The organism is Rhodococcus olei, from assembly GCF_039540555.1.
GTDB classification, from domain to species: domain Bacteria; phylum Actinomycetota; class Actinomycetes; order Mycobacteriales; family Mycobacteriaceae; genus Rhodococcus_G; species Rhodococcus_G olei.
In genome coordinates this window covers 113,002-136,947 of record NZ_BAABFB010000030.1, presented here as the reverse complement: position 1 = coordinate 136,947, position 23,946 = coordinate 113,002, and the positions used below count along the sequence as shown (strand labels likewise).

Genomic DNA, 23,946 nt, shown 5'->3' with positions numbered 1-23,946 from the left:
CGTTGGAACTGGATTGGTGGAAGGTGTTGACCTGGACGGACGTCCAGGTAATAGTGAGCAGATGGATTCTCAGACGTGGCACAACTGGGCCCGCAGTGCCGCAGCAACGCCCCAACGGTTTGCCACCCCGAAGACGGTGGCCGAGCTGAGCGCCGAGGTCGCGCGCGCCGCGGAGGAAGGGCTGCACGTCAAGTGCGTCGGCGCCGGGCATTCCTTCACCCCGGTTGCCGTCACCGACGGCGTGATGATCTCCCTGGACAACCTGCGCGGGGTCGAATCCGTGGTGCCGGTCGGGGAGTCCGGCGCCCTGGTGACGGTCCTGGCCGGCACGCGGCTGCACGAGCTCAACCCCCGGCTGTGGGACCTCGGTCTCGCGATGACCAACCTGGGTGACATCGACGCACAGTCGCTCGCCGGCGCGATCTCGACCGGCACGCACGGCACCGGAGCGCGGTTCGGTGGGCTCGCGACGCAGATCCGGGCGCTGCAGCTGGTGCTGGCCGACGGCGCGATCGTCGACTGCTCGCCGGAGGAGAATCCCGAGCTGTTCCACGCCGCCCGCCTCGGACTCGGCGCGGTCGGCGTGATCGCGAAACTGACGCTGCAGTGCGAGAACGCCTACATGATGCGCGCCGTCGAGGCACCTGCCCGGCTCAGCGAGACCGTCGCCCGTCTCGACGAGCACGTCCACGGCACCGACCACTTCGAGTTCTACTGGTTCCCGCACACCGACCGGGTACTGACCAAGCACAACACCCGGCTGGCGTTCGACACGCCGGCCGAGCCGATCGGCGCGGTCCGCGGCTACGTCGACGACGAACTGCTGTCGAACACCCTCTTCGAGGGCGTCAACCGGGTCGCCACCCGGTTCCCGGCGGCGATCCCGCGGATCAACGAGGTCACCGCCCGGGTCCTCGGCGCCCGCGAGTTCGTCGACCGCAGCTACCGGGTCTTCGCGTCGTCGCGGCGCGTGCGGTTCCGCGAGATGGAGTACGCCGTCCCCGCCGAGGCGCTGCCGGAGACGCTGCGGGAGATCGACCGGTGGATCTCGACGTCCGGCTTCACCGTCGCGTTCCCGGTCGAGGTGCGGTTCACCGCCGCCGACGACGTCTGGATGTCCACCGCCAACGGCCGCGACACCGCGTACGTGGCCGTGCACCAGTACCACCGCCGGGACCACCGCGAGTACTTCGACGCGGTCGAGGCCATCGCGCGCGCGGCCGACGGACGCCCGCACTGGGGCAAGCTGCACTCCCGCACCGCCGCGGACCTGCGTCCGACGTACCGGCACTTCGACGAGTTCTGCTCGGCTCGCGACAAGTACGACCCGGAGCGGGTGTTCGACAACGCGTACCTGCGGCAGGTTCTCGGCTGATTCGGCTAGCGTCACGGGCATGACCCGACTCAGTCGCCGATCCCTGTTCGCGGTCGGCGCGGCGGCCGGTGCGTCGCTGCTCGCCGGATGCGGGGGCGGCACGCCGGAGCCGGAGATCCCCCCGTTGCCCGGCGGCGGCACCACCGCCGGCGCGACCCCCGCGGAGCGCGCGGTGTGGCGGCTGACCGGCTCGCCCCTGGTGCCGCCGACCGGATCCGGGGACCTCGACGGCCTGACCGTCGCGGTGTCCGACCTGTTCGCGGTCGCCGGGCAGCAGATCGGTGCCGGCAACCCGACCTGGCTCGGGCAGGCGCCGCGCGAATCGACGACCGCCGCCGCGCTGACCCGGCTGCTCGGCGCGGGCGCGGCCCTGCGCGGGCTGACCCAGACCGACGACCTCGGCTACGGCCACTCCGGCGTCAACGACCACTACGGCACTCCACCGAATCCCGCGGCGGAGCAACAGCTTCCCGGCGGGTCCACGTCCGGGGCCGCGGCCGCGGTCGCAGGCGGGGACGCGACGGCAGCGATCGGATCGGACACCGGGGCCTCGGTCCGCATCCCGGCGGCATACCAGGGCCTGTGCGCGTTCACCCCGACCCGCGGCGCCGTGTCGACCGCCGGACTGCTGCCGCTGAGCCCGACCCTCGACACGGTCGGATGGCTCGCAGGCGACATCGCGACGCTCGCGCGCGTGGCGACCGCCTCGGTCCCGAAGGCCGCCGCCCGCCGTCTCGACCGCGCGGTCACCTCACCCGGCGTCAACGCCGTCGCCTCCGCGGACGTGCACGCCGCGATGACGACCGCACTCGCCGGCTGGAAGGGCACCGGCCTGCCCGCGCTGACCGAGCAGGACCTCGACATCGCGGCGCTCCCCGACTGGTACGACGCCGTCACGACGGTGATCGGCCACGAGGCGTGGAAGCAGTTCGGCACCTTCGTGTCCCAGGCACCGGCCGCGGTCGGCGGCGAAGCGCGGGACAACCTCGCGGCCGCCGGCCGGGTCACCGAGTCGGCCTACACCCGCGCGCGCACGACGCTCGACGACGCCGCGGCGGCGGTCACAGAGTACCTCGGGGAGCGGGTGCTGGTCCTGCCGACCACCGCGACCACGGCGCCGTCCCGGACGAACGGCGGCACCGCCTCCGACGACTACCGGAACGCGCTGCGGTCCACCGGCCTGCTCACGTCGATCGCCACGGTCGCGGGACTGCCGACCGTCACGATGCGGCTGAAATCCGCGACGCCCGCGCCGGTCGGCCTGTGCCTCGTCGCACCCGCCGGACGCGACCTCGACCTGCTCGAGGTGGCCCGTCAGGTGCAGGGGTCCGGCCTGGTGCGCTGAGCCCGTCAGCGGGCGGGCCGGCCGCCGAGCAGCTCCGCCTTGCGCGCGGCACTCGCGAAGGACGCCTCGATCGAATTGCGCGCCAACGTCTCCCGCTCGGCGTCGGTCAGCCCGACCGCGTCCCGCAGCTGGGCCAGGTTGTCGTCGACGTAGCCACCGAAGTAGGCGGGGTCGTCGGAGTTGACCGTGACGGCGAGGCCGCGGGCCAACATCGCCCGGATCGGGTGGTCGGCGAGCCTGTCGACCACCCGCAGGCGGACGTTCGACAGCGGGCACACGGTCAGCGGCACCCGGTCACGCACGAGGCGATCGACCAGATCCTCGTCCTCGAGGCACCGGATCCCGTGATCGATCCGCTCCACCCCCAGCAGGTCGAGCGCCTGCCGGATGTAGTCCGGCGGCCCCTCCTCCCCCGCGTGCGCGACCGCGTGCAGTCCGGCGGCCCGGGCGCGGGCGAACACGTCCGCGAACAGCGACGGCGGATTCCCGACCTCCGCGGAGTCGAGGCCGATGCCGATGACCGGGGCACCGGACGCGAGCAGGTCGGTGAGCATCGCGTCCGCCTCCGGGACCGGTCGGTCCCGCAGGATCCCGACGATCAGCCCACTGCTGAGACTGAACTCGGCCTCGCTGGCGGCGACGGCGTCACCCAGGCCGTCGAGAACCTCACCGAGCGGCACCCCCCGAGCGGTGTGCGCCTGCGGGTTGAAGAAGATCTCGGCGTGCCGCACCCCGCCCGCGGCCGCGCGGGCGAAGTACGCGCGGGTCAAGTCGGCGAAGTCCGCCGCGGTCCGCAGCACCGACATGTTCGCGAAGTACAGGTCGAGAAACGACTGCAGATCGGTGAACTCGTACCGGGACCGCAGGTCGTCGAGGTCCCGGTACGGCAGCGTCACCCGATTGCGCTGCGCCAGTTCGAAGATCAGCTCGGGTTCGAGGGAACCCTCCACGTGCATGTGCAACTCGGCGAGCGGGGTGGTCGTCGCGGCAACGTCGTTCGCCATGGACCACACCCTAGGCGCTGCCCCGGCGGCACGCATCACGCGGCGTCACCGGCCGGCGTAACGCGCCTTTCCCGGCCCCTCGTCGAGGAAGCTGCGCACCGCCCCGCGCAGGTCCTCGGTGCCGAAGAGCGACCCCGACACGTCGGGGGTCACCGAGTCGGCATGTGCCACACCACCGGAACGCCACGCCTCGACGATCCGCTTGGTGGCCGCGTGCGCCCGCGTCGGCCCGTCGGCGAGGCGGGCGACCAGCTCGCGGGCCGCGGTGTCGACGTCCTCGTGCACCGCGTTGACCACACCCCAGGACAGCATCGTCGCGGCGTCGTACGTGCCGCCCGTCATCACCAGTTCGCGCGCCCGGCCCGAGCCCGCGCGTTCGGCGAGCCGCTGCGGGCCGCCCATCGACGGGGTCAGCCCGACGACGATCTCGACGAGGCCGAACTTCGCCTTCGGGGCGGCCAGGATGATGTCGCACGCGAGCGCGATCTCGAACGCCGCGGTAAGGGTCAGTCCGTGGGCGGCGTACACGACCGGGCACGGCAGCGCCTCGATCTGGTGGATCAGCTCGGCGAACAGCGTCCGCCACAGCTCCGCGCCCTGTTCGTCGGTCAGCCCGTCGAACACGTGCACGTCGACGCCGGCGGAGTTCACCTTGCCCTCGGCGCGCAGCAGCACGGCCCGCGGCGGCTCGGCGCTCAACGCGTCCAGGTCCGCGGTGAGCGCGTCGAACATGGCCCGGTCGAACAGGTTCAGCCCGCCGTCGTCGAAGGTGAGGACGGCGACCTCGGCGCCGGCGTCGGTGTGAATGCGTTCGAGACGGGTCGGCTTCCGAGGTGCGCTCATGCGGTCAGCCTGCCACAACCGAACCGCCCGGGCCTCAGGCCTCGACCGACTCGGGTGCCGCGCCGACCGGAGTCGACTCATCGGCGCGGACGGGTCGCGCGAAGCACAGCGAGGCAACGAATCCGACCAGCAGGACCGCAGCGGGCAGCAGCACCGACTGCGCCATCGAGGTGCTGAACCCGTCGACGATGAAGCTCGGTAGTGTGCCGCCCGCCTCCGGTCCACCGCCGGCGGGCACGCCGTTGGCGGCCAGCCGCGAGGTGATCAGCGCGCCGATGCCGGCGCTACCGAGCACCGCACCGATCTGACGGGTGGTGTTGTACACGCCGGACCCGGCACCGGCCGCATTCATCGGGAGGTTGCGGGTTGCGGTCGCGGCCAGCGGCGACCAGATGAAGGCCATCGCCACACCCATCAGCCCGATCGGCAGGAGCAGCTCCCAGATCGCGGTGTGCGGCTTCATCGTCGTCGCGAGCCACACGAACGCGATCACGAGCATCAGGAAGCCCGGCGCTGCGATGTACCGGGGGTGCACCCGGTCGACCAGCTTGCCGACGTTCGGCGCCAGCGCGCCGGTGAGCACGGCCATCGGCACCATCAGCAGCGCAGAACCGGTCGGCGAGAGCCCGCGGACCGCCTGCGCATAGAACATCAGCGGCAACACCACTGCGGTGATCGCGAAGCCCATCGACGTGATGGCGATGTTGGCGAGCGAGAAGTTGCGGTCCTTGAACAGTCCCAGCGGGAGCAGCGGCTCGTTCTTGTTCCACGACTGGTACCAGACGAACACGACGAGCAGCAGCACACCGGCCGCGATGAACGTCCACACCCGCGCCGACCAGTTGTAGGTGTTGCCCTCCTGCAACCCGAACACCAGGAAGAACATGCCCGCGGCACTGAGGACCACGCCGACCAGGTCGAACCGGTGCTCGTGCGTCTCGAGCGTGGGGACGTACCGCATCGCCGCGACGAAGGCGACCACACCGACCGGCACGTTCACGATGAAGATCCACTGCCAGCCCAGTCCGTCGACCAGGACGCCGCCGGCGAGCGGGCCGACCAGGGTGGCGACACCGGCGACCGCGCCCCAGAGCCCCATCGCGGTGCCCCGCTTGTCCGGCGGGAAGATCCTGGTGATGACGGCCATGGTCTGCGGCGTCATCAACGCCGCACCGAAGCCCTGGAACACCCGGGCGACGATCAGCATCGCGATGGTGCCCGACAGGCCGCACCACAACGAGGCGAGCGTGAACAGCGTCAGGCCGATCAGGTAGAGGTTCTTCGGGCCGAACCGGTCACCGAGGCGGCCGGTGATCAGCAGCGGAACCGCATAGGCCAGCAGGTAGGCGCTGGTCACCCAGACGACGCTGTTGATGTCGGCGTCCAGGTGCTCCATGATCGCCGGATTCGCGACCGCGACGATCGTGGAATCGACGAGGATCATGAAGAAGCCCAGACACAGCGCCCACATGGCGGGCCATTGCCGGATGGTCGGGTCGGTGGTCACGGTCATCCCCTTGCAGGTTGGGTCGGGAGCGGTTCCGGTGCGAACAGGTCCGGTGAGGTCCAGGGCAGGTCGCCGTCCTCGACCTCGGCGAGTGTGGTGCGCAGCCAGCCGATTTCGGTTTCGACCATCGCGCGCAGGTAGTCGACCGCGAACCAGAACACGCGCGGCCTGCCGCTGCTGACGTGGCTGTCGCGGATCGCGTCGAGTTCGTCGAGCTCGACCTCGAGCGGTCCGATCCGGTCGCTGAGCAACCGGATCACCGCGTCGCGGTCGAGGTTGTGCGCCTCGGCGAGGGCCAGCGGGAGTTGCGGGTACTCGCGCACCGGCGTCCCGAGCATCTCGGCGACCCGGTGCTCGAGCGCCGCCCGACCCGCCGCCGTGACCGCGTAGAGGGTGCGTTCGGGCCGGTTGCCGTCGCGAGCGGTGCCGACCACCCTCACCAGCTGGTCGCGGTCGAGACGGTCGACGGTGTGATACAGCGAACCCGGCCGCAGCTTCACGAGCCGATCGGCGCGACGCTGCACGAGCACCTGGAACATCTCGTACGGGTGCATGTCGCGCTCGTTGAGCAGGGCCAGCACGGTGATCGCGAGCGGCGTCAGCGCCACGGACGTCACCTCCCCTGTGCCGAATAGTCCACACGGAATATACGGCGCGGAACAGTCCGCGGCAAAGCGACCGGCGCGCCGCACCCGATACCGTCGCTGTGTGGACTCGCACCAACTCGACATCGTCGCCCTCGCCTGGTCCCGGGAACTCGGCCTGCCGGACGACGCGCTCCGCCGCACCGGAACCCGAACGGTACGGCCGGACACCGACACGGTCCGGTTCGTCCGGCTCGGCGGCGCGAGCGCCCTGGTCGGCCCGGACTGGCTGCTCGAGCGCGCGGCCGACGTCGACGACGACACGCTCGCGACGCGCTCCACGCTCCTCGAGCTGACGAAGGACCACGGCGGCCGCTGCACCGGACCCCGACTGCTCGCGTACGCGTCCGAGGTGGGCGACGAGATCGCCGCGGAGAACCCGCTCATCTCGCATGTGCTGCCACATGTGCTGGCACTGCAGGCGCTGTGCCCGCCCGACGACGTCACCGAGGCCGACCTGACCGGCCGTCGCAACTGGTTCACCGTCGTCGACGAGAACGAGCGCCCGCTCGCCGGCGCCGGATACTCGGAGTGGCAGGGCATCGTCGCCCGCGTCGGGGTGCTCACCGTCCCCGCCGACCGGCGCCACCGCCACGGCTCGGTGGTCGGGCGCCTGTGCACGAACGACGCGATCGACGAGGGCCTGATCCCGCAGTGCAGCTGCGACCCGGACAACACCGCGGCACGCCGGCTCGCGGCGCGGCTCGGCTACGAGGAACTCGGGTCGATCACCGAGGTGACGCTGCGCGCGTGACCCGTCGGCGCTCGGGTGACCCGCGCGAGCGCCGTCGGGCGCTACCGTGACGTCGTGACCGAGGAGAACAGCACCAGCGGCGCGTACGTCGATCCCGGCAAGGAGTTCGTTCGCGACTCCCGGTACATCGAGACGCGGATCACCGCGGACGGCCGCGACGGCTACCCGGTCGAACCCGGTCGCTACCGGCTGATCGTGGCGCGCGCGTGCCCGTGGGCGAACCGGGCGATCATCGTGCGCCGCCTGCTCGGCCTCGAGGACGTGCTGTCGATGGGACTGTGCGGACCGACCCACGACGAGCGCAGCTGGACCTTCGACCTCGACCCCGGCGGCGACGACCCGGTGCTGCAGATCCCGCGCCTGCAGGACGCGTACTTCGCGCGCGACCCCGGCTACCCCCGGGGCATCACGGTCCCCGCGATCGTCGACGTCCCGACCGGGCAGGTCGTCACGAACAACTACCCGCAGATCACCCTCGACCTGTCCACCGAGTGGACGGCGTACCACCGCGACGGCGCACCGGACCTCTACCCGGAACGACTGCGGGGCGAGATCGACGAGGTCGCCGAGCTGGTGTTCCGGGACGTCAACAACGGTGTCTACCGCTGCGGGTTCGCCGGCTCACAGGACGCGTACGACCGCGCGTACGACCGGCTGTTCGCCCGGCTGGACTGGCTCGGCGAGCGCCTCGCCACCCGGCGCTACCTGGTCGGCGACACGATCACGGAGGCGGACGTCCGGCTGTTCACGACGCTGGCCCGCTTCGATGCCGTCTACCACGGGCACTTCAAGTGCAACCGCAGCAAGCTCGACGAGATGGACGTGCTGTGGGCGTACGCGCGGGACCTGTTCCAGACCCCGGGATTCGGCGACACCGTCGACTTCACCCAGATCAAGCGGCACTACTACGTCGTGCACACCGACATCAATCCGACCCGGATCGTGCCGAAGGGGCCCGACCTGACGGGCTGGCTCACCCCGCACGGCCGGGAAGCGCTGGGCGGCAGGCCGTTCGGGGACGGCACTCCCCCGCCGCCCCCGAAGCCGGCCGAGGTCGTGCCTGCCGATCACGGGGCGGCGCCGGGCTCGCCCGCGTAGGTACCGAAGCTCCAGAGCACGCCCTCGGGGTCCCGGCAGGTGAATCCCCGTGAGCCGTAGTCCTCGTCGGTGAGTCCCTTGACGATCGTCGCACCGGCCGCGACCGCGCGGTCGTGCAGGGCGTCGGGCCGGTCGGTGACGATGTACACGGAACCGACACCGGTGGGCAGGTCCGCGAGCACCGAGTCCTCCCGCCTGCTGCCGAGCATGACGCCGCCACCGGCGGGCCAGTCGAGTTGGGCGTGGTCGACGCGGTCTCCCTCGCCGTACACGACCGTCGGGGCGAACCCGAAGGCGTCGACCAGGAAGGCGATCGCGGCGCGGGCGTTCGCGTAGGTGAGGGTCGGCCAGACATGGGTGACGGTCATCGTGGTGTCCGCTTCTGTGGTCATGCCCTCGACGGTGCCCCGTCGGCGGGAACGTCGTCTTGGACGAGTGGGAACAGTTCCGCGGCGCGCCATCGCGACGGCGGCACCCCGGCGAGGGAGCGCCACTCGCGTGCCAGGTGGGCCTGGTCGTAGAAGCCGCAGGACGCGGCGACGTCGGCGAGCGTGAGGCCGGGGCGGCGGAGTTGGAGGCGTTTGGACCGGTCGAATCGGGCCACCCGCATCGCGTCCTTCGGACCGATCCCGAACTCGGCCGTGAACCGGGTGATCAGATGCCTTCTGCTCCAGCCGATGTCGCGGGCGACGTCGTGCACGCGGGGCGCGCCCGGACCGGTGAGCAACTGCCACGCGCGGGCGAGATGGTCGTCGACCGCGGCGTCGAGGCAGCGGCGTAGCAGGATCTCGTCGAGGATCGCGAACCGTGCCGGCCACCGCGGCTCGGCGGCGATCCGGTCCGCGAGTTCGCCCGCGTCCGGGCCCAGCACGTCGCCGAGGTCCACGATCCACGCCCCGAGCGCGGCCGCAGGCATCCCGAGCAGGGCCCGCGACCCGGCCGGGGTCAGCGCCAACTGGATGCCGTGCTGGTTGCCGTCGTGCTCGATGGTCACCGCGCGGGTCGACAACCCGCTGGCGAGCGTGTCCCACGCCCCGGCCGGCTGCTGCGGGTGGGAGGTCGCGGAGATCGCGACGGGCGCGTCGAGCGAGATCACCACCGTCAGCTCCGGGGCGGGTGTGCCCAGGTGGACGCCGGAGTCGAACCCGGACAGCCGGTAACCCTCGTACGGCCCGAGCAGGGGCCGCAGCGGCGCGGCGGGCGCGGCCCGCATCCCCTCCGAGACACCGGTCACCGTCCGAGGCTAACGCGTGCGCACCCGACCGGCAGCGGTCGCGGCGCGGCCGTGCTCCCGGCCCGTCGCCCGTGGAACAATCGCGGCGCGCCGGACGTTGGCAGGATGTTCGGCGCGGGCGGCAGGACCGGCGTGCGCGGGACCGAGCAGGAGGGTGGACCGATGAACGTCACCGGACGGATCGAGCGGGCGATCGCCTCGCTCCTCGACAACGCGACCCGACTGCAGGGACCGGCGGTCGAGGCGAACGTGGCACGGCTGCGGCGTGCACACCCGGGCGAGAACCCGCAGCAGATCGTCGACCGCCTGGAGCGGACCTTTCTGACGGCGGTCACCGGCAGCGGCGGCGCGGCCGGCGCCGCGGCGGCGGTACCGGGCATCGGGACGGCCGGGGCGATCGCCGCGGTCGGTGCGGAGGCGGCGTTCTTCCTGGAGGCCAGTGCGCTGTTCACCCTCGCGGTCGCGTCGGTGCACGGGATCCCGATCGAGAACCACGAGCGGCGGCGGGCCCTCGTGCTGGCCGTCGCACTGGGCACCGCGGGCATGGAGATCGTCGAGAAGGCCGTCGGCGTGACGAGGAAGAACTGGGGTTCGCTGCTGTCCGGCACGCTCCCGACGCAGACCGTGGCCGGGATGAACCAGACCCTGCTGCGCACGTTCGTCACCAAGTACGCCGCCCGGCGCAGTGCCCTGATCCTCGGGAAGCTGGTCCCCGCCGGGATCGGCGCGGCGATCGGCGGCGTCGGCAACCGGGCGATCGGCAGGGGTGTCGTCGAGAACGCCCGCGACGCGTTCGGCCCCGCTCCGGCCCAGTGGGCGATCACCGTGGAGCACTACCCCCAGCGGGTATAGTCGCAGGCATGGACCTGCCGAGCACACCGAGCGTGGCGCCGCGTCGCGCGGTGCTGCTGCTCGCGATGATTCTCGGCGTCCTGGCGATGCATCACGTCGCGACGACGGTGACGTCGGCACCGATGACCCACACCGCGGTCGCGGTCGCCGACCAGCTCGACCCGGCCGCCCCGCCCGACCACGGCGACAGCGGCGGCCACGAGGGCGGGCAGCACATGCTCGTAGCGTGTCCGGCCGTGCTGACGGCCGGTGTGGCTCTCCTGGTGGTCCTCTGGTTGTTCGGGATGCTCGTCGACCCCGGCACCGGCGGCGGACGCAGCCACTCCGTCGGGGTACGGCACGGGCGCGGCCCACCGTTCGCGCCGCCGACCGCGAATCGACTCGCCCGCCTCTGCATCCTTCGGGTGTGACGGACCCACTGCGTGCCACGCAGTCCGGTCACCCGTCACACCACACGAAAGATCAAGGCAGGAAAATGAACACGCGCACAACCGTCGGGCTCGTCGCTGCCCTCGCCACCTCCGCCGTCCTCGTCGCGGGATGCTCCGGCACCGACGACTCCGGCCACTCGATGGGCTCGATGGGCTCGATGTCGATGACGATGTCGGCGCCCGCAGGCGAGGCCGCGTCCGACCACAACATGGCGGACGTGATGTGGACGCAGATGATGATCCCACACCACCAGCAGGCCGTGGAGATGGCCGCGCTCGCCGAGGGGCGCACCGGGAACACTCAGCTCCTCGCGCTCGCCGCGCAGATCAAGGCCGCACAGAACCCCGAGATCGAACTGATGACCGGCTGGCTCACCGCGTGGGGGCAGCCCACGATGGCGGCCGGGATGGACCACTCGATGCACGGGTCCGGTGGCACGAGCGGGATGATGCCCGGTGGGTCGATGCCCGGTGGGTCGATGTCCGACGGGATGATGTCGGCCGAGCAGATGACCCGGCTCCAGAACGCCACGGGCGCCGAGTTCGACCGGGCCTGGCTGGAGATGATGATCGCCCACCACCAGGGCGCAATCGACTCGTCCACGCAGATCCAGGCGAACGGCCAGAGCGATCAGGTCCACGAGCTGGCCGGGAAGATCATCGCCGGGCAGCAGGCCGAGATCGACCGGATGAGGGCGATGCTCGGGCAGTAGTCCCGGGTTCCCGTCTCACCGGCCGGGGGTGCGTCCCCACGCCAGTGCCCGAAGGCGAACCCAGTCCAGGGTCACCTTCGGCGGACGCACTCCCGGCCGGTTCCGCGGCACCCGCACCCGCAGCGCGCCGGGTGTGACGGTGCACCGCACCGGCGTCCGGACGGTCAGTGATTCCCCGTCCACCCCGACCGGGATCTCGTCGACGTCGGCGTCCACCACCGCTTCGGTGACGGTCTGCTGGGTCATCCCGCGTTCGTGGACCCGCCCGAGCAGGCCGACCGCCTGCCGAGCACTGGCGACGGAGACCGTCACCACGCCGAGGACACCCCGGTCCAGTCCGGCGCGCCGGCCGAGCCCGGCCAGGTCGTTGGTGCGGTACGGCCCGTTGCTGATCAGCACCGCCTGCGGTGCCTCCACCCTCACGTTTCCCGCGCGGACGACCAGCCGGGGGCCGCCGCCCTCGCCGAGCAGGTCGGGCAGCATCCGCAGCACGGTACCCGTCTTGTCGTCGCGGTAGGCGGGGCTCTGGACGATCTCGGCGTAGACGCCGAACGACGCGTTGTTGACGAACGCCCGGTCGCCGAGCATGCCGAGGTCCACCCGCACCTCGACGCCGTCGCGCAGGGCCTCCAGTCCGGCCACCGGATCGTCCCGGTCCAGTCCGAGGTCGAGCGCGAAGTGGTTGCGGGTGCCTGCACTGATGACCAGGAACGGCAGGTCGTGCTCGGCCGCGACCGCCGCGACGAGCGCCTGCGTCCCGTCCCCGCCGGCGACGCCCAGCAGATCCGCTCCGCGCGCGACGGCCTGCCGCGCCAGCTCGGTGACGTCCACGACCTCCGGTCCCTCGAGCAACGCCACCTCGGCGCCGAGCTCCTCGGCCCGGCGCACGAGGTCGTGCTTCACGACGGTGCCGCCACCGGAGTGCGGATTCATCACGAGGAACGGCTGCCGCGGCGGTGGGGCCGCGGCCTCCGCGACCGGCGCCCCGGACCCCGTCCCGTCGTCGAGTGCGCGGCGCCCGCAGGCCACCGCCACGGCGGCGAGCACGCAGGTCACGACCGCGACCCACAGCATGTTCTGCGACACGAACAGCACCAGGACCGCGATCGGCGTGAGCAGCGCCAGCGCCAGCGAGATCCACCGCACCGCACCGCGACCGGCGACGAACCAGTAGACGGTCGCTGCCGTGACGACCGCCGCCCCGATCGCGGACGCCAGCAGCGTCAAGGTGCCGAACAGCCCGGCGACGACGATCGGCAGCAGCACCGCAACGATCACCGCGGCGAACGCGGCACGCGCCCACCACCGCCGGGAACCGGACACGTCGTCGACCATGACGGTGCTCACGCGACGATTGTCGCGCATCACGCCGCATCGGTCAGGACGACACGAGGATTCCGCGGCGCCGGAGCGCACCGCGCATCCCGGTCTCGGGGACCGAGTCCCGGGCCGCGGCCCGCGCGATGGCGACGAGTTCGGCCTCGTCGGTGATCTTCTCGCGCACGCCGCCGCGAGCGGCGCCGCGACGGACCTCCGCCCGGTCGATCGCACGCCAGCCCGCCCGGTCGATCACCTCGGGACGTCGGCGACGCACCAGCCGGTGCAGGTCGGCGTCGCCCGCGCCGGGCGCGGACAGCCGGCCTGCGTTGAAGTCGTCGACGAGGCACCGGACGGTGTCCTGCGCACAGGACTTGTTGGTGCCGATGAACCCGCTGGGCCCGCGCTTGATCCACCCGGTCGCGTAGATCCCGGGCATCGGTGTCCCACCCGGCGCGCCGAGCACGCGACCGTGGTCGTTGGGCATGACACCCCGGGCGTCGTCGAACGGCACCCCCGCGATCGGCACCCCGCGATAGCCGATCGACGTGAGCACCAGCCCGGCCTCGAGGGTCTCGACGTCACCGGTCGGCTCGACGCGCACCGTTCCGCCGTCACCGACGGCGAACGCGTTGCGGTCGAACCTGACTCCGGTGACCCGATCGCCGCCGAGAATCTCGGTGGGGGTGAGCAGGTACCGCAGCCCGACGCGCCGATTGCCGGGCACCGGCTCCGGCAGCCGGGCCAGCAGGCGCAGCTTCTGCACGGTCGCGTGGTCGAGATCGCCGCGGGCGGCGAGCGCTTCCGACGCCACGTCCAGGCACACCTCGTCCGGACGCACGACGACGTCGACACCGGGGTGGTCGATCAGGCCCGCGAACTCGGGAACCGTGAACGCCGACTGCGCGACCCCGCGCCGTGCGACGACCACGACCTCCTCGATCCGGCTGCGCCGCAGCCCCTCCAACGCGTACGGCGCGATGTCGGTGCGGGCCAGCAGCTCGGGGTCGGTGGTCAGGATGCGGGCCACGTCGAACGCGACGTTGCCGTTGCCGATGACGACGGCCCGCTCGTGCGAGAGGTCGAACCGGTCGCCGGCGTGATCCGGGTGCCCGTTGTACCAGGCGACGAAGTTCGTCGCCGAGTCGGCGCCCGGCAGGTCCTCGCCCGGGATGCCGAGCGCCCGGTCCGTCGACGCCCCGACCGCGTAGATCACCGCGTGATGGTGGGCGAGCAGCTCGTCGTGCGTCAGGTGCTCGCCGATCTCCACGTTCAGGAAGTACTCGAAGCCCGGCTGCCCCGAGATGGTGTCGTACAACCGCGAGACCTGCTTGGTCTTCTGGTGGTCGGGCGCGACGCCGGCGCGGACCAACCCGTACGGCACCGGCAGCCGGTCGAACACGTTCACCGTCACCCCGGGCTGGGTGAGCAGCTCGTCGGCCGCGTACATCGCGGCGGGGCCGGATCCCACGATCGCCACCCGCAGCGGTCCCCGGTCGCGGCGAACCTCCGGAGCGGCGCTGAACTTCGCCAGCGCGGGCCGGGTGGCGGTCCCACCGATCTTCGCCCGCCCCTCCCGCGGCTCCTTGTAGTAGTCCGCGTTGATCTGCAGGTACTGCACCTGCGGCTCGGTCAGCTTCTTCTGCGGCACGATCGCGTCGACCGGGCACGCCGAGACGCACGCGCCGCAGTCGACGCACGCGGCCGGGTCGATGTGCAGCATCTCCGCGGTGAGGAAGTCCGGCTCGCCCGGGGTCGGGTGGATGCAGTTGACCGGGCAGGCGTAGACGCACGAGGCGTCGCTGCAACAGGACTGGGTGACGACGTGGGGCATGGCTGGGCGCTTTCGTACTGGGTCGGGACGGCCGGCGCCGCCCCGGGGAGGGGTCCGGTCCCGCGCTCAGGCGGCGCGGCGGACGGGTTCGCTGCGGAATCGCGAGGCGTCGCCGTCGATCTTGCAGGCCTTCCACACCTTCGCGGAGACCCGGTTCATCAGGCCGGCGTCCTGGGCGAGCATCCGGACGTCACCGAAGTAGTTGCGCAGCATCCGGCGCGACTCGGGCGCGTCCCAGAACAGTTCCTTGCGCACCGACTTCGGGATGTCGAACCGTCGCCAGAACGACTTGGGCGGAACGACGATCGCGTCGCACAGGATCCGCATCGTGATCGGTGTCGCGACCGAGAGCCCGAACCGGCCGAGCCGGGACATCATCGGCACCCGGCGCCGCAGGTACTGGTGCGCGAAGGAGATGTGGCGCGCCTCCTCGGCGACGTGAATCGCCATGACGCTCTTCATGATCGGGTGCATGTTGTCGTTGCCGCGCAGGAACGCCTTCTGGATGTGGTCGATCGGCTCCTCGCCGGCGAGCACGCCGACGAAGAACAGTTCCGACAGCGGGCCGGCGGCCAGCGGGATGAACGCGGCGAGCCGGCGCATGATCGGACCCATGCCGGGCGCATCGGCACCGATCCGGTTCACCATCTCCTGGAACATCAGGGTGTGGTTGCCCTCTTCGATGCACTCGTGGGTGCAGTACCGGTACTCGGCCGAGCCGTTGGGCAGGTAGAAGACGTACTGCATCATCCCGCGGATCAGGATGTTCTCGAACTGCAGGCCGACCTTGGCGACGTTCGCCTGCCGCCACATCCCGATCTCGATCTTCTTCTCGCGCGGCAGCGCCTGGTACCAGGGATGCGCGCCGAGCGGGTCGTCGTCCGGATGCAGGATCCAGCGCTCGTCGTTCGCGACGACCGCGAACTCCGGGGAGTCCCAGTCGATGTCGACGTACGGGTCGAAGTGCTTGTGCACCGACGCCTCCGACAGCTGACGCAGGATGTCGTCGTAGCCGTCCTGGCCGAGGTCGTCAGGTGTCGTCGACAGGGTCATCGCATCTCCCGGTGTGTCGTGTCGCGAGCGCTGGGCGGGCGCGGTCGGTGTCCCGCTACCGGCGTTAACTGTAACCGCTGGTTTCACGCAAATCCAGGACTTGCGCGAACAGCGCTCCGACCAGCGGTTACGCCGTTGTCTCCGCGCGCAGAACCGGCACCATGCACAGCGCACCGGCCGCGAGAACCGCGGCGGCGACGGCCAGTGCGGCGCCGTACCCGCGTCCCAGCAGCGGGGCCACCACCACCGGACCGAGCACCTGCCCCAACCCGTAGACGGAGGTCAGCATCGCGGCGGCGCGCGGCCCCGCCAGCCGGGCTCCCTCCCCGAGCGCCAGCATCACGATGCCGATCATCGTCCCGCCGAAGCACAGTGCGCCGATCAGTTGGGCCGCCGCGGCTCCCGTCGCCGCCGACACCGCGACCGCGACCGCGACCGCCTGGATCACCAGGGCCAGCGTCATCATCGACGCCGGTGAGTGCCTGCGGGACAACCGACTCCACATCACGCACGACGGCACCACCGCGGCTCCGACGGCGATCCACACGGCCGCGCCCAACCAGGGCGCCGACCCGGCGGCGGCGACGGCGGCGACCAGGAACGTCGCGGACACGATGTAGCCGAGTCCCTCACAGAAGTAGGCCACCGTCAGCCAGCCGAACCCCCGGCGCGGCCGCGCTCCGGGCACGGTCCGCGGCGACGCCTCACCCGCACCCGAGTGCCCGCCGCCGGGCAGCGTCCAGGCCGTGACCCCCAGCACCGCGGCCAGCGCGGCGGCCACCAGCCACGCCACCCGCCAGTCCGCGTCCTCCCCCAACGCCAGCACCGACACGGCCGACAACACGATTCCGCCGCCGACGCCGCCGAACACCCAGCCGACCCCGTCACCGTCGGCCCGGACCTGCTCGTGGGCGACGCGCGTGGTGAACACGAACACCCCCGCACTCGCGACACCGGCGACGAATCGCAGCCCGGCCCACGCCGCCACCGACTCGGTCGCGGCCATCGCCGCGATCGTCGCGACCTGCGCCACGAGGGACATCCGCAACGCCAGGACGCTCCGTGCGATCCCGGGCACCGCGATCGCGGCGACCGCACCGGCCAGGTACCCCAGGTAGTTCGCGGTCGCGAGGGTCGCCGCCGATGCCGGCCGCAGCCCGGTCTGGCCCAGCATCAGCGGCAGGATCGGGGTGTACGCGAACCGGCCCAGCCCCATCGCCACGGCCAACGCCAGGAACGCTCTCGCCACGACGGGACGGCCACCTGTTTCGAGCGTGCGGCTCACGCTACGGAGTCCTCCGCCCCCGGAATTCGTTCAGGGCGACGACTGTTGACTCGACCGTGACCATCACCACACAGACTCCCGACCTGGGACGGTTCGGCGTATGGCGGCACGCCTACGGCCTGACCCCCGAATTCGTGCACGAGCTCGACAGCCTCGGCTACGGAACCTTCTGGCTGGGCGGGTCCCCGCCCGCGGACCTGAAGATCGCCGAAGAGGTGCTCGACGCGTCCACCACGCTCGTCGTCGCCACCGGCATCACGAACATCTGGACCGCGCCCGCCGCCGAGGTCGCCGAATCCTTCCACCGTCTGGAAGCCAGGCATCCCGGCAGGTTCCTCCTCGGGATCGGCGTCGGCCACCCGGAGGCGTCGAAGGACGTGTACCGCAAGCCGTATCAGGCGGTGGTCGAGTACCTCGACGTTCTCGACGAGGCGGGCGTCCCCGCGTCGCGGCGCGTTCTCGCCGCACTGGGCCCGAAGATGCTGCGGCTGGCCGCCGAGCGGTCCGCGGGGGCACACCCGTACCTGACCACGCCGCAGCACACCCGCGAGGCCCGCGAGATCCTCGGCCCCGACGCGCTGCTCGCACCGGAACAGAAGTTCGTGCTCGACACCGCCCCCGACGCGGCCCGCACGCTCGCCCGCCCGTCGGTGGCCAATCCCTATCTCGGGCTGCGCAACTACCTGAGCAACCTGCGCCGGCTCGGCTTCACCGATGCCGACCTCGCCGACGGCGGCAGCGATGCGGTCATCGACGCGCTGGTCGCCCACGGCGACGCCGGCGTCGTCGCCGACCGGCTCCGCGAACACCTCGATGCGGGCGCCGACCACGTCGCCGTGCAGGCCCTGCCGCCGGAGCGGGACGCCCTGCCCGCGCTGACCGCGCTCGCGGCGGCACTGCGCCTGCGCGGGTAGCCGCCGCGGGGGCGCCGCGCTCGCTAGGGTGCACGCATGACTGCTGGCAGCACGCCCCTGCGACCGGCCATCGAGGCGGTCGGTCTGACGAAGCGGTTCGGCGCGGTCGAGGCCGTGTCCGGTCTCAGCTTCGAGGTGCCTGTCGGGTCCGTGACGGGGTTCGTCGGGCCGAACGGGTCCGGCAAGACCACCACGCTGCGGATGCTCCTGGGGCTCGTCGTCCCGACCGGCGGCCACGCCACCGTCGCCGGGATCCCGTTCGCCGAGCTTCCGCATCCGGCGCGGACGGTCGGCGCGGTCCTCGACTCGCTCAGCGTGCACCCCAAGCGCACCGCGCTCGGGCACCTGCTCGTCTACTGTGCGGCGATCGGCGTCCCCGACAGCCGCGCACACGAAGTGCTGGCGACGGTCGGACTCACACCCGCCGCCCGGCAGAAGGCGGGCACCTACTCGCTGGGCATGCGGCAGCGGCTCGCCCTCGCGACCGCACTGCTCGGCGACCCGCAGATCCTGGTGCTGGACGAACCCGCGAACGGCCTCGACCCCGAGGGCATCGCCTGGCTGCGCGAGTTCCTGCTCGCGTTCGCCCGGTCCGGCCGCACCGTGCTGGTGTCGAGCCACATCCTCCGCGAACTCGAGCAGACCGCGGACCGGCTGGTGATCGTCAACCGGGGCACCCTCGTCCACCAGGGCACGATCGACGACCTGCGGGCCCGGCACAGCGCCCGCGTGTTCGTCGCCGCGTCGGACCCCGCGACCCTCGCCCTCGCGCTCGGCGCCAACGGGTTCACGGACGCCCAGGTGATGCCCGACGGCCGGCTCGCGGTCCGCGGTGTCCCCGAACCGACGGTCACGGGCATCGCCGAGTCGGCGGGCGTCCGCATCTTCGGGTGCGACACCGAACACGTCGACCTCGAACAGGTCTTCCTGGCGATGACCTCCGGGCAGTACACGGCCCAGCAGTACGGCCCACCGACGATCCCCCCGCCCGCCCAGTTCCCCGGAGGTCCCCGATGACCGCGCTGGTCACCGCCGAACTGCGCAAGGTGCTCACGCTCCGCTTCTGGTGGGCGCTCGCACTCGCACCACTGGTCGTCGCGGTGTTCGCCGGGTCGATCTACGCGGCGTTGGCGGACGGACTCGATCCACTCGACACCGAACTGTCCACCGGCGCGGTGTCGGTCGGCCTGGTCGTCGCGATCGCGTGGGCCGTCCTGTTCGCGGGCATCTTCGGTGCCGTCAACGCGGGCACCGAGTTTCGGCACCAGACACTGACACCGACGTTCCTGACGACCCGGGGACGCGACCCCGTGCTCGCCGCGAAACTCGCGGTGACCGCGCTGTTCGGACTCGGCTACGCGGTCGCGGTCGAACTGGTCGCGGTCGCCTGCATGGTCGTGTTCGGCGGTGACCGCTTCTCGGTGACGCCCGCGATCCTCGGCATGCTCGCGAACGGCGTGCTGGCCACTGTCGCGTGGTCGCTGATCGGAGCCGGGCTCGGCCTGCTGTTCGCCTCCCCGACCGCCGCCGCGATCACGCTGGTCGCGTGGTATCCGGTCGGCGAGCTGATCACGATCGCGATCCTGTCCGGCATCGGCGCGGGATCGATCGGGCCATGGCTGCCCGGGGCGGTCACCTGGTCGACGGTGGTCTCCGCCGCCGGCGAGGTGGACGGCTTCGCGCCCTGGCCGGCCGCGGTGATCGCCCTGATCGCCTGGACCGCGGTCGCCGCCGGACTCGGCTGGTGGGCGACCCGACGTCGAGACGTCACCTGACCCCGGCGGCGAGCCGACGCCGGACGGGGCGGTGGGGTCACCCCGGCGGGCGCCGTCGGGCGGTGCGGCTACCGTGGGATTCGATGGCTACCACGGCGACCCACCCCGGCTGGATCAGGAGACTGACCGCCGAATGCTGGCGGCATCGCTCGCTGACCGTCGGTGCGCTCGTGGTCACGGCGATCGCCGCGGTCATCGACATCACCTTCCCGCTGCTGACCCGGACCGCGATCGACGACGCCACGGCGGGCACCACGGAGGTGATCGGCGCGATCGCGGCGGCGATCGCCGCCCTCGGTGTGGTCCGCTTCGGCTGCCAGTTCGGGCGCCGGATGCTGGCCGGCAGGCTGTCCCTCGACGTCCAGCACGATCTGCGGCTGGGTCTGCTCGGGTCGCTGCAACGCCTCGACGGTGTCGGGCAGGACCAGATCCGCACCGGGCAGGTGGTCTCCCGGTCGATCACCGACCTGCAGCTCGTGCAGGGCCTGCTGGCGATGGTGCCGCTGTCGGCAGGCGCACTGCTGCAGTTCCTGCTCGCGATCGTCGTGATGGCGTGGCTGTCGCCACTGCTCACCGTCGTCGCGCTGCTCGTCGTGCCCGCGGTGTCGCTGCTGGTGTGGAAGATCCGGCCCACCCTGTTCGCGGCCACCTGGTCCGCGCAGCAACGCGCCGCCGACCTCGCCCAGCATGTCGAGGAGACCGTGACCGGGGTCCGTGTCGTCAAGGGCTTCGGTCAGGAGGCTCGCGCGGTGGCGCGGCTCGAGGACCTCGGCCGGACGCTGTACGCGGAGCGGCTGCGCGCGGCGCGGATCAACGCCCGGTTCGCCCCGACGATGGCCGCGCTGCCGCAGCTCGGCCTGGTCGGGGTGATCGCGCTCGGCGGCGCGCTCGCGCTGGCCGGTTCGATCAGTGTCGGCACCTTCCTGGCGTTCGCGACCTATGTCGCGACGATGGCGAACGTGACCCGGCTGCTGTCGTCGGTGGTGATCATGGCGCAGCTCTCGCGTGCCGCGGTCGAACGGGTCCACGAGGTGATCGACACCGAACCCGAGGTCGCCGATCCGCCGCACCCGGCCCCCCTGCCGGACGGTCCGCTCGGTGTCCGGATCCGCGACGCACACTTCGGATTCGACCCGAACCGGCCGGTCCTGACCGGACTGGATCTCGACATCGCGCCCGGCGAGTCGCTCGCCGTCGTCGGCCGCGCGGGGTCCGGCAAGACCGCGCTGTCGCTGCTGCTGCCCCGGTTCTACGCGCCGAGCGCGGGCACCGTGGCGCTCACCGTCGACGGCCGCGACCTCGACGTCGCAGCCCTGCGCGCCCACGAACTGCGCGAGGCGGTCGGGCTGGTCTTCGACGAGCCGTTCCTGTTCTCGGACACCGTGTCGGCGAACATCGCCCTCGGTCGCCCGGACGCGAGCGCCGAGGAGATCCGGGCCGCCGCGGCGATGGCGCAGGCCGACGAGTTCATCGAGGCCCTCTCCGAGGGATACGACACCGTCGTCGGCGAACGGGGACTGACGCTCTCCGGCGGGCAGCGCCAGCGCGTCGCGCTCGCCCGGGCGTTGCTCGTCGATCCCCGGCTGCTGATCCTCGACGACGCCACCTCGGCCGTGGACGCCGCCACCGAGGCCTCGATCTTCGACACCCTGCGGCAGCGCAAGGACCGCACCACGCTGATCCTCGCGCACCGCCGGTCGACCCTCTCGCTGGCGGACCGGGTCGCGGTGCTCGACGAGGGCCGCGTCCTCGACACCGGCACCGTCGAGGAACTCGACGCCCGGTGCCCGCTGTTCCGAACCCTGCTCGCGGACCCCGATCCCGACACCGAACCCGACGGGCCGCCGCCGTCCGCTGAACGCCCGGTGCCCGGCGAGGGCGTCCTGTGGCCGGACACGGTGCCGGATGCCGCGTTCGGCGCGGTGGTCTCGGACGCGGTGCCGGCCCACACGGCGACCGCGCCGGGCGGCGGCGGGCACGGCGGTCGCGGCGGCGGCCCGATGGCGGGCGCGATGGGTGACATCGCCGCCACCCCGGCACTGCGCGCGGAGGTGGCCGCGTTGCCGCCCGCCACCGAGACACCCGGACTCGACGACGCGCAGCTGCGGCGGCCCGACCCCGGGTTCCGGTTGGCGACGCTGCTGCACCCGGTCCGGTGGATCCTCGCGGCGGTCGTGCTGTGCCTGGCGCTGGATTCGCTGGCCGGCGTCGTCTTCCCGTCGATCGTCCGGTTCGCGATCGACCACGGTGTCACTCCCGACCACCCGCCGGCGCTGTGGTGGGCGTCCGCGGCCGGGGTCGCGCTGGTCGCGGTGGACTGGCTCGTCGTCGCCGTGATGACGGTGATCACCGCGCGGGCCGGGGAGAAGGTGCTGTACGGGCTGCGGGTCCGCAGCTACGCCCACCTGCAACGACTCGGACTCGACTACTACGAGCGGGAGCTGTCGGGCCGGATCATGACCCGGATGACCACCGACGTGGACGCACTGTCGTCGTTCCTGCAGACCGGGCTGTCGACCGCGGTGGTCAGCGTGCTGACGGTGGCCGGGATCTCGGTGGCGCTGATGCTCACCGACGCGGTGCTCGCCCTGGTCGCGCTGGCCGCGGTGCCCCCGTTGCTGGTCGCGACGCTGGTCTTCCGCAAGGTGTCGTCGACGGCGTACTCGGTGTCGCGGGAGCGGATCTCGGTGGTCAACGCCGACTTCCAGGAGAACGTGACCGGCCTGCGGGCGGCGCAGGCCTATCGGCGGGAGGACTTCGCGGCCCAGCGGTTCGCCGAGCGTGCGGACGGGTACCGGCGCGCACGGATGCGTTCGCAGACCGCGATCTCCGTGTACTTTCCGCTGATCACCCTGCTGTCCGACCTGGCGCTGGCCGCGGTCGTGTACGTCGGCGCGATGCGCATCGCGGACGGCGACACGACGTCCGGTGTGCTCGTCGCGTTCGTGCTGTACCTCGGTCTGCTGTTCGGGCCGATCCAGCAGTTGTCGCAGGTCTTCGACGGGTACCAGCAGGCTCAGGTCGGCCTCCGGCGGATCGGCGACCTGCTGCGGACCCCGAGTTCGATCGAGACCGCGACGCAGGCCGGCACGACACCGATCGTGGGGCACCTGCGGGGCTCCGTCGATTTCGACACTGTGACGTTCCGGTATCGACGTGCTGACACCGACGCCCTGCAGTCCGTGAGCCTGCGGATCGACCCCGGCACCACGGTCGCGCTCGTCGGCCGGACCGGCGCCGGCAAGTCCACCGTCGTCAAGCTGCTGGCCCGCTTCTACGACCCGACCGCCGGGGCCGTCCGCGTCGACGACGTCGACCTGCGCGGTTACCCGCTGCACGAGTACCGCGGACGGCTCGGCGTCGTCCCGCAGGAGGCGCACCTGTTCTCGGGCGACGTCGCCTCGAACATCGCCTACGGCCGCCCGGACGCCAGCCGTTCCGAGATCACCGCCGCGGCGCGGGCGGTCGGCGCCCTCGACATGATCGCGGCGCTGCCGGGGGGCATGCTCACCCCGATCGGCGAGCGGGGCCAGGGGTTGTCGGCGGGCCAACGCCAGCTCGTCGCGCTCGCCCGCGCCGAACTGGTCGACCCGGACCTGCTGCTGCTGGACGAGGCGACCGCGACCCTGGACCCCGCGACCGAGCGGACCGTGCTCGAGGCCGGCCGGATGCTGACCCGGCGGCGCACGTCGGTGGTCGTCGCGCACCGCCTGGCGACCGCCGCCCGCGCCGACCTCGTGGTGGTGATCGACGGCGGCCGGATCGTCGAGGTCGGACCGCACGAGGTGCTGCGGCGTGCCGGCGGTCCGTACGAGCGGTTGTGGGACGCCACCCGCAGCCAGGTCGGGAATAATCGCGCGGCCGTGGCTGTCCTCGATTGAGGGCGTTCATCACCGTCGAGTGACCCAGATCACTCGACACGCGCCCGGTGCGCGCCCGTCACCGGAGGGGACTAGCCTCGGGTGTAC

Annotated in this window: 21 protein-coding genes; 11 read left to right on the top strand and 10 right to left on the bottom strand. The window is 72.0% G+C overall.

Annotation, left to right across the window (positions count from 1 at the left end):
* The first annotated feature begins 61 nt into the window (after positions 1-61).
* Together ABD951_RS10155 and ABD951_RS10150 are read left to right on the top strand one after the other, a co-directional pair.
* Positions 62-1,375: a D-arabinono-1,4-lactone oxidase gene (locus ABD951_RS10155; protein WP_345344278.1), complete on the top strand. Its 1,314-nt coding sequence runs from the start codon at positions 62-64 to the stop codon at positions 1,373-1,375.
* Positions 1,376-1,394: 19 nt separating this feature from the next.
* Complete coding sequence (locus tag ABD951_RS10150) at positions 1,395-2,720, top strand: amidase family protein (RefSeq protein ID WP_345344276.1); 1,326 nt, start codon at positions 1,395-1,397, stop codon at positions 2,718-2,720.
* Between the two features lie 5 nt (positions 2,721-2,725).
* Here ABD951_RS10150 and ABD951_RS10145 read toward each other — a convergent pair whose 3' ends face one another.
* From ABD951_RS10145 to ABD951_RS10130, 4 genes are read right to left on the bottom strand one after another with little or no spacing between them, the layout of a single operon-like run.
* Positions 2,726-3,724, bottom strand: coding sequence for an adenosine deaminase (locus ABD951_RS10145; RefSeq protein ID WP_345344274.1), 999 nt, complete (start codon positions 3,722-3,724; stop codon positions 2,726-2,728).
* 45 nt (positions 3,725-3,769) lie between these two features.
* Positions 3,770-4,567: an enoyl-CoA hydratase/isomerase family protein gene (locus ABD951_RS10140; protein ID WP_345344272.1), complete on the bottom strand. Its 798-nt coding sequence runs from the start codon at positions 4,565-4,567 to the stop codon at positions 3,770-3,772.
* Between the two features lie 34 nt (positions 4,568-4,601).
* Positions 4,602-6,080, bottom strand: a complete 1,479-nt coding sequence (locus tag ABD951_RS10135; RefSeq protein WP_345344270.1) for a DHA2 family efflux MFS transporter permease subunit — start codon at positions 6,078-6,080, stop codon at positions 4,602-4,604.
* Positions 6,077-6,682 carry a PadR family transcriptional regulator gene (locus tag ABD951_RS10130; RefSeq protein WP_345344268.1) on the bottom strand — a complete coding sequence of 202 codons (606 nt, stop codon included), beginning with the start codon at positions 6,680-6,682 and terminating at the stop codon, positions 6,077-6,079. Before ABD951_RS10130 ends, ABD951_RS10135 begins: the two co-directional genes overlap by 4 nt.
* A gap of 100 nt (positions 6,683-6,782) precedes the next feature.
* Here ABD951_RS10130 and ABD951_RS10125 point away from each other — a divergent pair, with 100 nt between their 5' ends.
* Together ABD951_RS10125 and ABD951_RS10120 are read left to right on the top strand one after the other, a co-directional pair.
* Positions 6,783-7,472, top strand: a complete 690-nt coding sequence (locus tag ABD951_RS10125; protein ID WP_345344266.1) for a GNAT family N-acetyltransferase — start codon at positions 6,783-6,785, stop codon at positions 7,470-7,472.
* Between the two features lie 54 nt (positions 7,473-7,526).
* Positions 7,527-8,570 carry a glutathione S-transferase family protein gene (locus ABD951_RS10120; RefSeq protein WP_345344264.1) on the top strand — a complete coding sequence of 348 codons (1,044 nt, stop codon included), beginning with the start codon at positions 7,527-7,529 and terminating at the stop codon, positions 8,568-8,570.
* Here the strand turns inward: ABD951_RS10120 and ABD951_RS10115 are convergent.
* Both ABD951_RS10115 and ABD951_RS10110 read right to left on the bottom strand, forming a co-directional pair.
* Positions 8,540-8,962, bottom strand: a complete 423-nt coding sequence (locus ABD951_RS10115) for a VOC family protein (RefSeq protein ID WP_345344262.1) — start codon at positions 8,960-8,962, stop codon at positions 8,540-8,542. The genes ABD951_RS10120 and ABD951_RS10115 overlap by 31 nt on opposite strands.
* A complete protein-coding gene (locus ABD951_RS10110; protein ID WP_345344260.1) occupies positions 8,959-9,804 on the bottom strand; it encodes a helix-turn-helix domain-containing protein in 846 nt (281 codons plus the stop codon). Before ABD951_RS10110 ends, ABD951_RS10115 begins: the two co-directional genes overlap by 4 nt.
* A gap of 162 nt (positions 9,805-9,966) precedes the next feature.
* Between ABD951_RS10110 and ABD951_RS10105 the strand changes: the two genes are divergently transcribed.
* From ABD951_RS10105 to ABD951_RS10095, 3 genes are all read left to right on the top strand, one after another.
* A complete protein-coding gene (locus tag ABD951_RS10105) occupies positions 9,967-10,656 on the top strand; it encodes a hypothetical protein (RefSeq protein WP_345344258.1) in 690 nt (229 codons plus the stop codon).
* A gap of 8 nt (positions 10,657-10,664) precedes the next feature.
* Positions 10,665-11,066, top strand: coding sequence for a DUF6153 family protein (locus ABD951_RS10100; RefSeq protein WP_345344256.1), 402 nt, complete (start codon positions 10,665-10,667; stop codon positions 11,064-11,066).
* 65 nt (positions 11,067-11,131) lie between these two features.
* Positions 11,132-11,800 carry a DUF305 domain-containing protein gene (locus ABD951_RS10095; RefSeq protein WP_345344254.1) on the top strand — a complete coding sequence of 223 codons (669 nt, stop codon included), beginning with the start codon at positions 11,132-11,134 and terminating at the stop codon, positions 11,798-11,800.
* Between the two features lie 15 nt (positions 11,801-11,815).
* Here ABD951_RS10095 and ABD951_RS10090 read toward each other — a convergent pair whose 3' ends face one another.
* From ABD951_RS10090 to ABD951_RS10075, 4 genes are all read right to left on the bottom strand, one after another.
* The gene (locus tag ABD951_RS10090; RefSeq protein WP_345344252.1) at positions 11,816-13,165 is read right to left on the bottom strand and encodes a diacylglycerol/lipid kinase family protein; all 1,350 of its coding nucleotides are present in this window, start codon (positions 13,163-13,165) and stop codon (positions 11,816-11,818) included.
* Positions 13,166-13,178: 13 nt separating this feature from the next.
* A complete protein-coding gene (locus ABD951_RS10085; RefSeq protein ID WP_345344250.1) occupies positions 13,179-14,951 on the bottom strand; it encodes an FAD-dependent oxidoreductase in 1,773 nt (590 codons plus the stop codon).
* Positions 14,952-15,017: 66 nt separating this feature from the next.
* A complete protein-coding gene (locus ABD951_RS10080) occupies positions 15,018-16,004 on the bottom strand; it encodes an AurF N-oxygenase family protein (RefSeq protein ID WP_345344248.1) in 987 nt (328 codons plus the stop codon).
* 127 nt (positions 16,005-16,131) lie between these two features.
* Positions 16,132-17,253 carry a YbfB/YjiJ family MFS transporter gene (locus tag ABD951_RS10075; protein WP_345344246.1) on the bottom strand — a complete coding sequence of 374 codons (1,122 nt, stop codon included), beginning with the start codon at positions 17,251-17,253 and terminating at the stop codon, positions 16,132-16,134.
* A gap of 92 nt (positions 17,254-17,345) precedes the next feature.
* Between ABD951_RS10075 and ABD951_RS10070 the strand changes: the two genes are divergently transcribed.
* From ABD951_RS10070 to ABD951_RS10055, 4 genes are all read left to right on the top strand, one after another.
* Positions 17,346-18,203, top strand: coding sequence for an LLM class F420-dependent oxidoreductase (locus tag ABD951_RS10070; RefSeq protein ID WP_345344244.1), 858 nt, complete (start codon positions 17,346-17,348; stop codon positions 18,201-18,203).
* A 36-nt stretch (positions 18,204-18,239) separates the two neighbouring features.
* The gene (locus ABD951_RS10065; RefSeq protein ID WP_345344242.1) at positions 18,240-19,220 is read left to right on the top strand and encodes an ABC transporter ATP-binding protein; all 981 of its coding nucleotides are present in this window, start codon (positions 18,240-18,242) and stop codon (positions 19,218-19,220) included.
* On the top strand, positions 19,217-19,978 hold the full coding sequence (locus ABD951_RS10060; RefSeq protein WP_345344240.1) for an ABC transporter permease: 762 nt from the start codon (positions 19,217-19,219) through the stop codon (positions 19,976-19,978). Before ABD951_RS10065 ends, ABD951_RS10060 begins: the two co-directional genes overlap by 4 nt.
* 83 nt (positions 19,979-20,061) lie before the next feature.
* Complete coding sequence (locus ABD951_RS10055) at positions 20,062-23,859, top strand: ABC transporter ATP-binding protein (RefSeq protein ID WP_345344238.1); 3,798 nt, start codon at positions 20,062-20,064, stop codon at positions 23,857-23,859.
* Positions 23,860-23,946 lie beyond the last annotated feature (87 nt).

Coding starts and splice junctions, on each gene's coding strand:
- ABD951_RS10155 (WP_345344278.1), top strand. CDS start 62: ATGGATTCTCAGACGTGGCACAACTGGGCCCGCAGTGCCGCAGCAACG.
- ABD951_RS10150 (WP_345344276.1), top strand. CDS start 1,395: ATGACCCGACTCAGTCGCCGATCCCTGTTCGCGGTCGGCGCGGCGGCC.
- ABD951_RS10145 (WP_345344274.1), bottom strand. CDS start 3,724: ATGGCGAACGACGTTGCCGCGACGACCACCCCGCTCGCCGAGTTGCAC.
- ABD951_RS10140 (WP_345344272.1), bottom strand. CDS start 4,567: ATGAGCGCACCTCGGAAGCCGACCCGTCTCGAACGCATTCACACCGAC.
- ABD951_RS10135 (WP_345344270.1), bottom strand. CDS start 6,080: ATGACCGTGACCACCGACCCGACCATCCGGCAATGGCCCGCCATGTGG.
- ABD951_RS10115 (WP_345344262.1), bottom strand. CDS start 8,962: ATGACCACAGAAGCGGACACCACGATGACCGTCACCCATGTCTGGCCG.
- ABD951_RS10105 (WP_345344258.1), top strand. CDS start 9,967: ATGAACGTCACCGGACGGATCGAGCGGGCGATCGCCTCGCTCCTCGAC.
- ABD951_RS10100 (WP_345344256.1), top strand. CDS start 10,665: ATGGACCTGCCGAGCACACCGAGCGTGGCGCCGCGTCGCGCGGTGCTG.
- ABD951_RS10095 (WP_345344254.1), top strand. CDS start 11,132: ATGAACACGCGCACAACCGTCGGGCTCGTCGCTGCCCTCGCCACCTCC.
- ABD951_RS10090 (WP_345344252.1), bottom strand. CDS start 13,165: ATGCGCGACAATCGTCGCGTGAGCACCGTCATGGTCGACGACGTGTCC.
- ABD951_RS10085 (WP_345344250.1), bottom strand. CDS start 14,951: ATGCCCCACGTCGTCACCCAGTCCTGTTGCAGCGACGCCTCGTGCGTC.
- ABD951_RS10080 (WP_345344248.1), bottom strand. CDS start 16,004: ATGACCCTGTCGACGACACCTGACGACCTCGGCCAGGACGGCTACGAC.
- ABD951_RS10065 (WP_345344242.1), top strand. CDS start 18,240: ATGACTGCTGGCAGCACGCCCCTGCGACCGGCCATCGAGGCGGTCGGT.
- ABD951_RS10060 (WP_345344240.1), top strand. CDS start 19,217: ATGACCGCGCTGGTCACCGCCGAACTGCGCAAGGTGCTCACGCTCCGC.
- ABD951_RS10055 (WP_345344238.1), top strand. CDS start 20,062: ATGGCTACCACGGCGACCCACCCCGGCTGGATCAGGAGACTGACCGCC.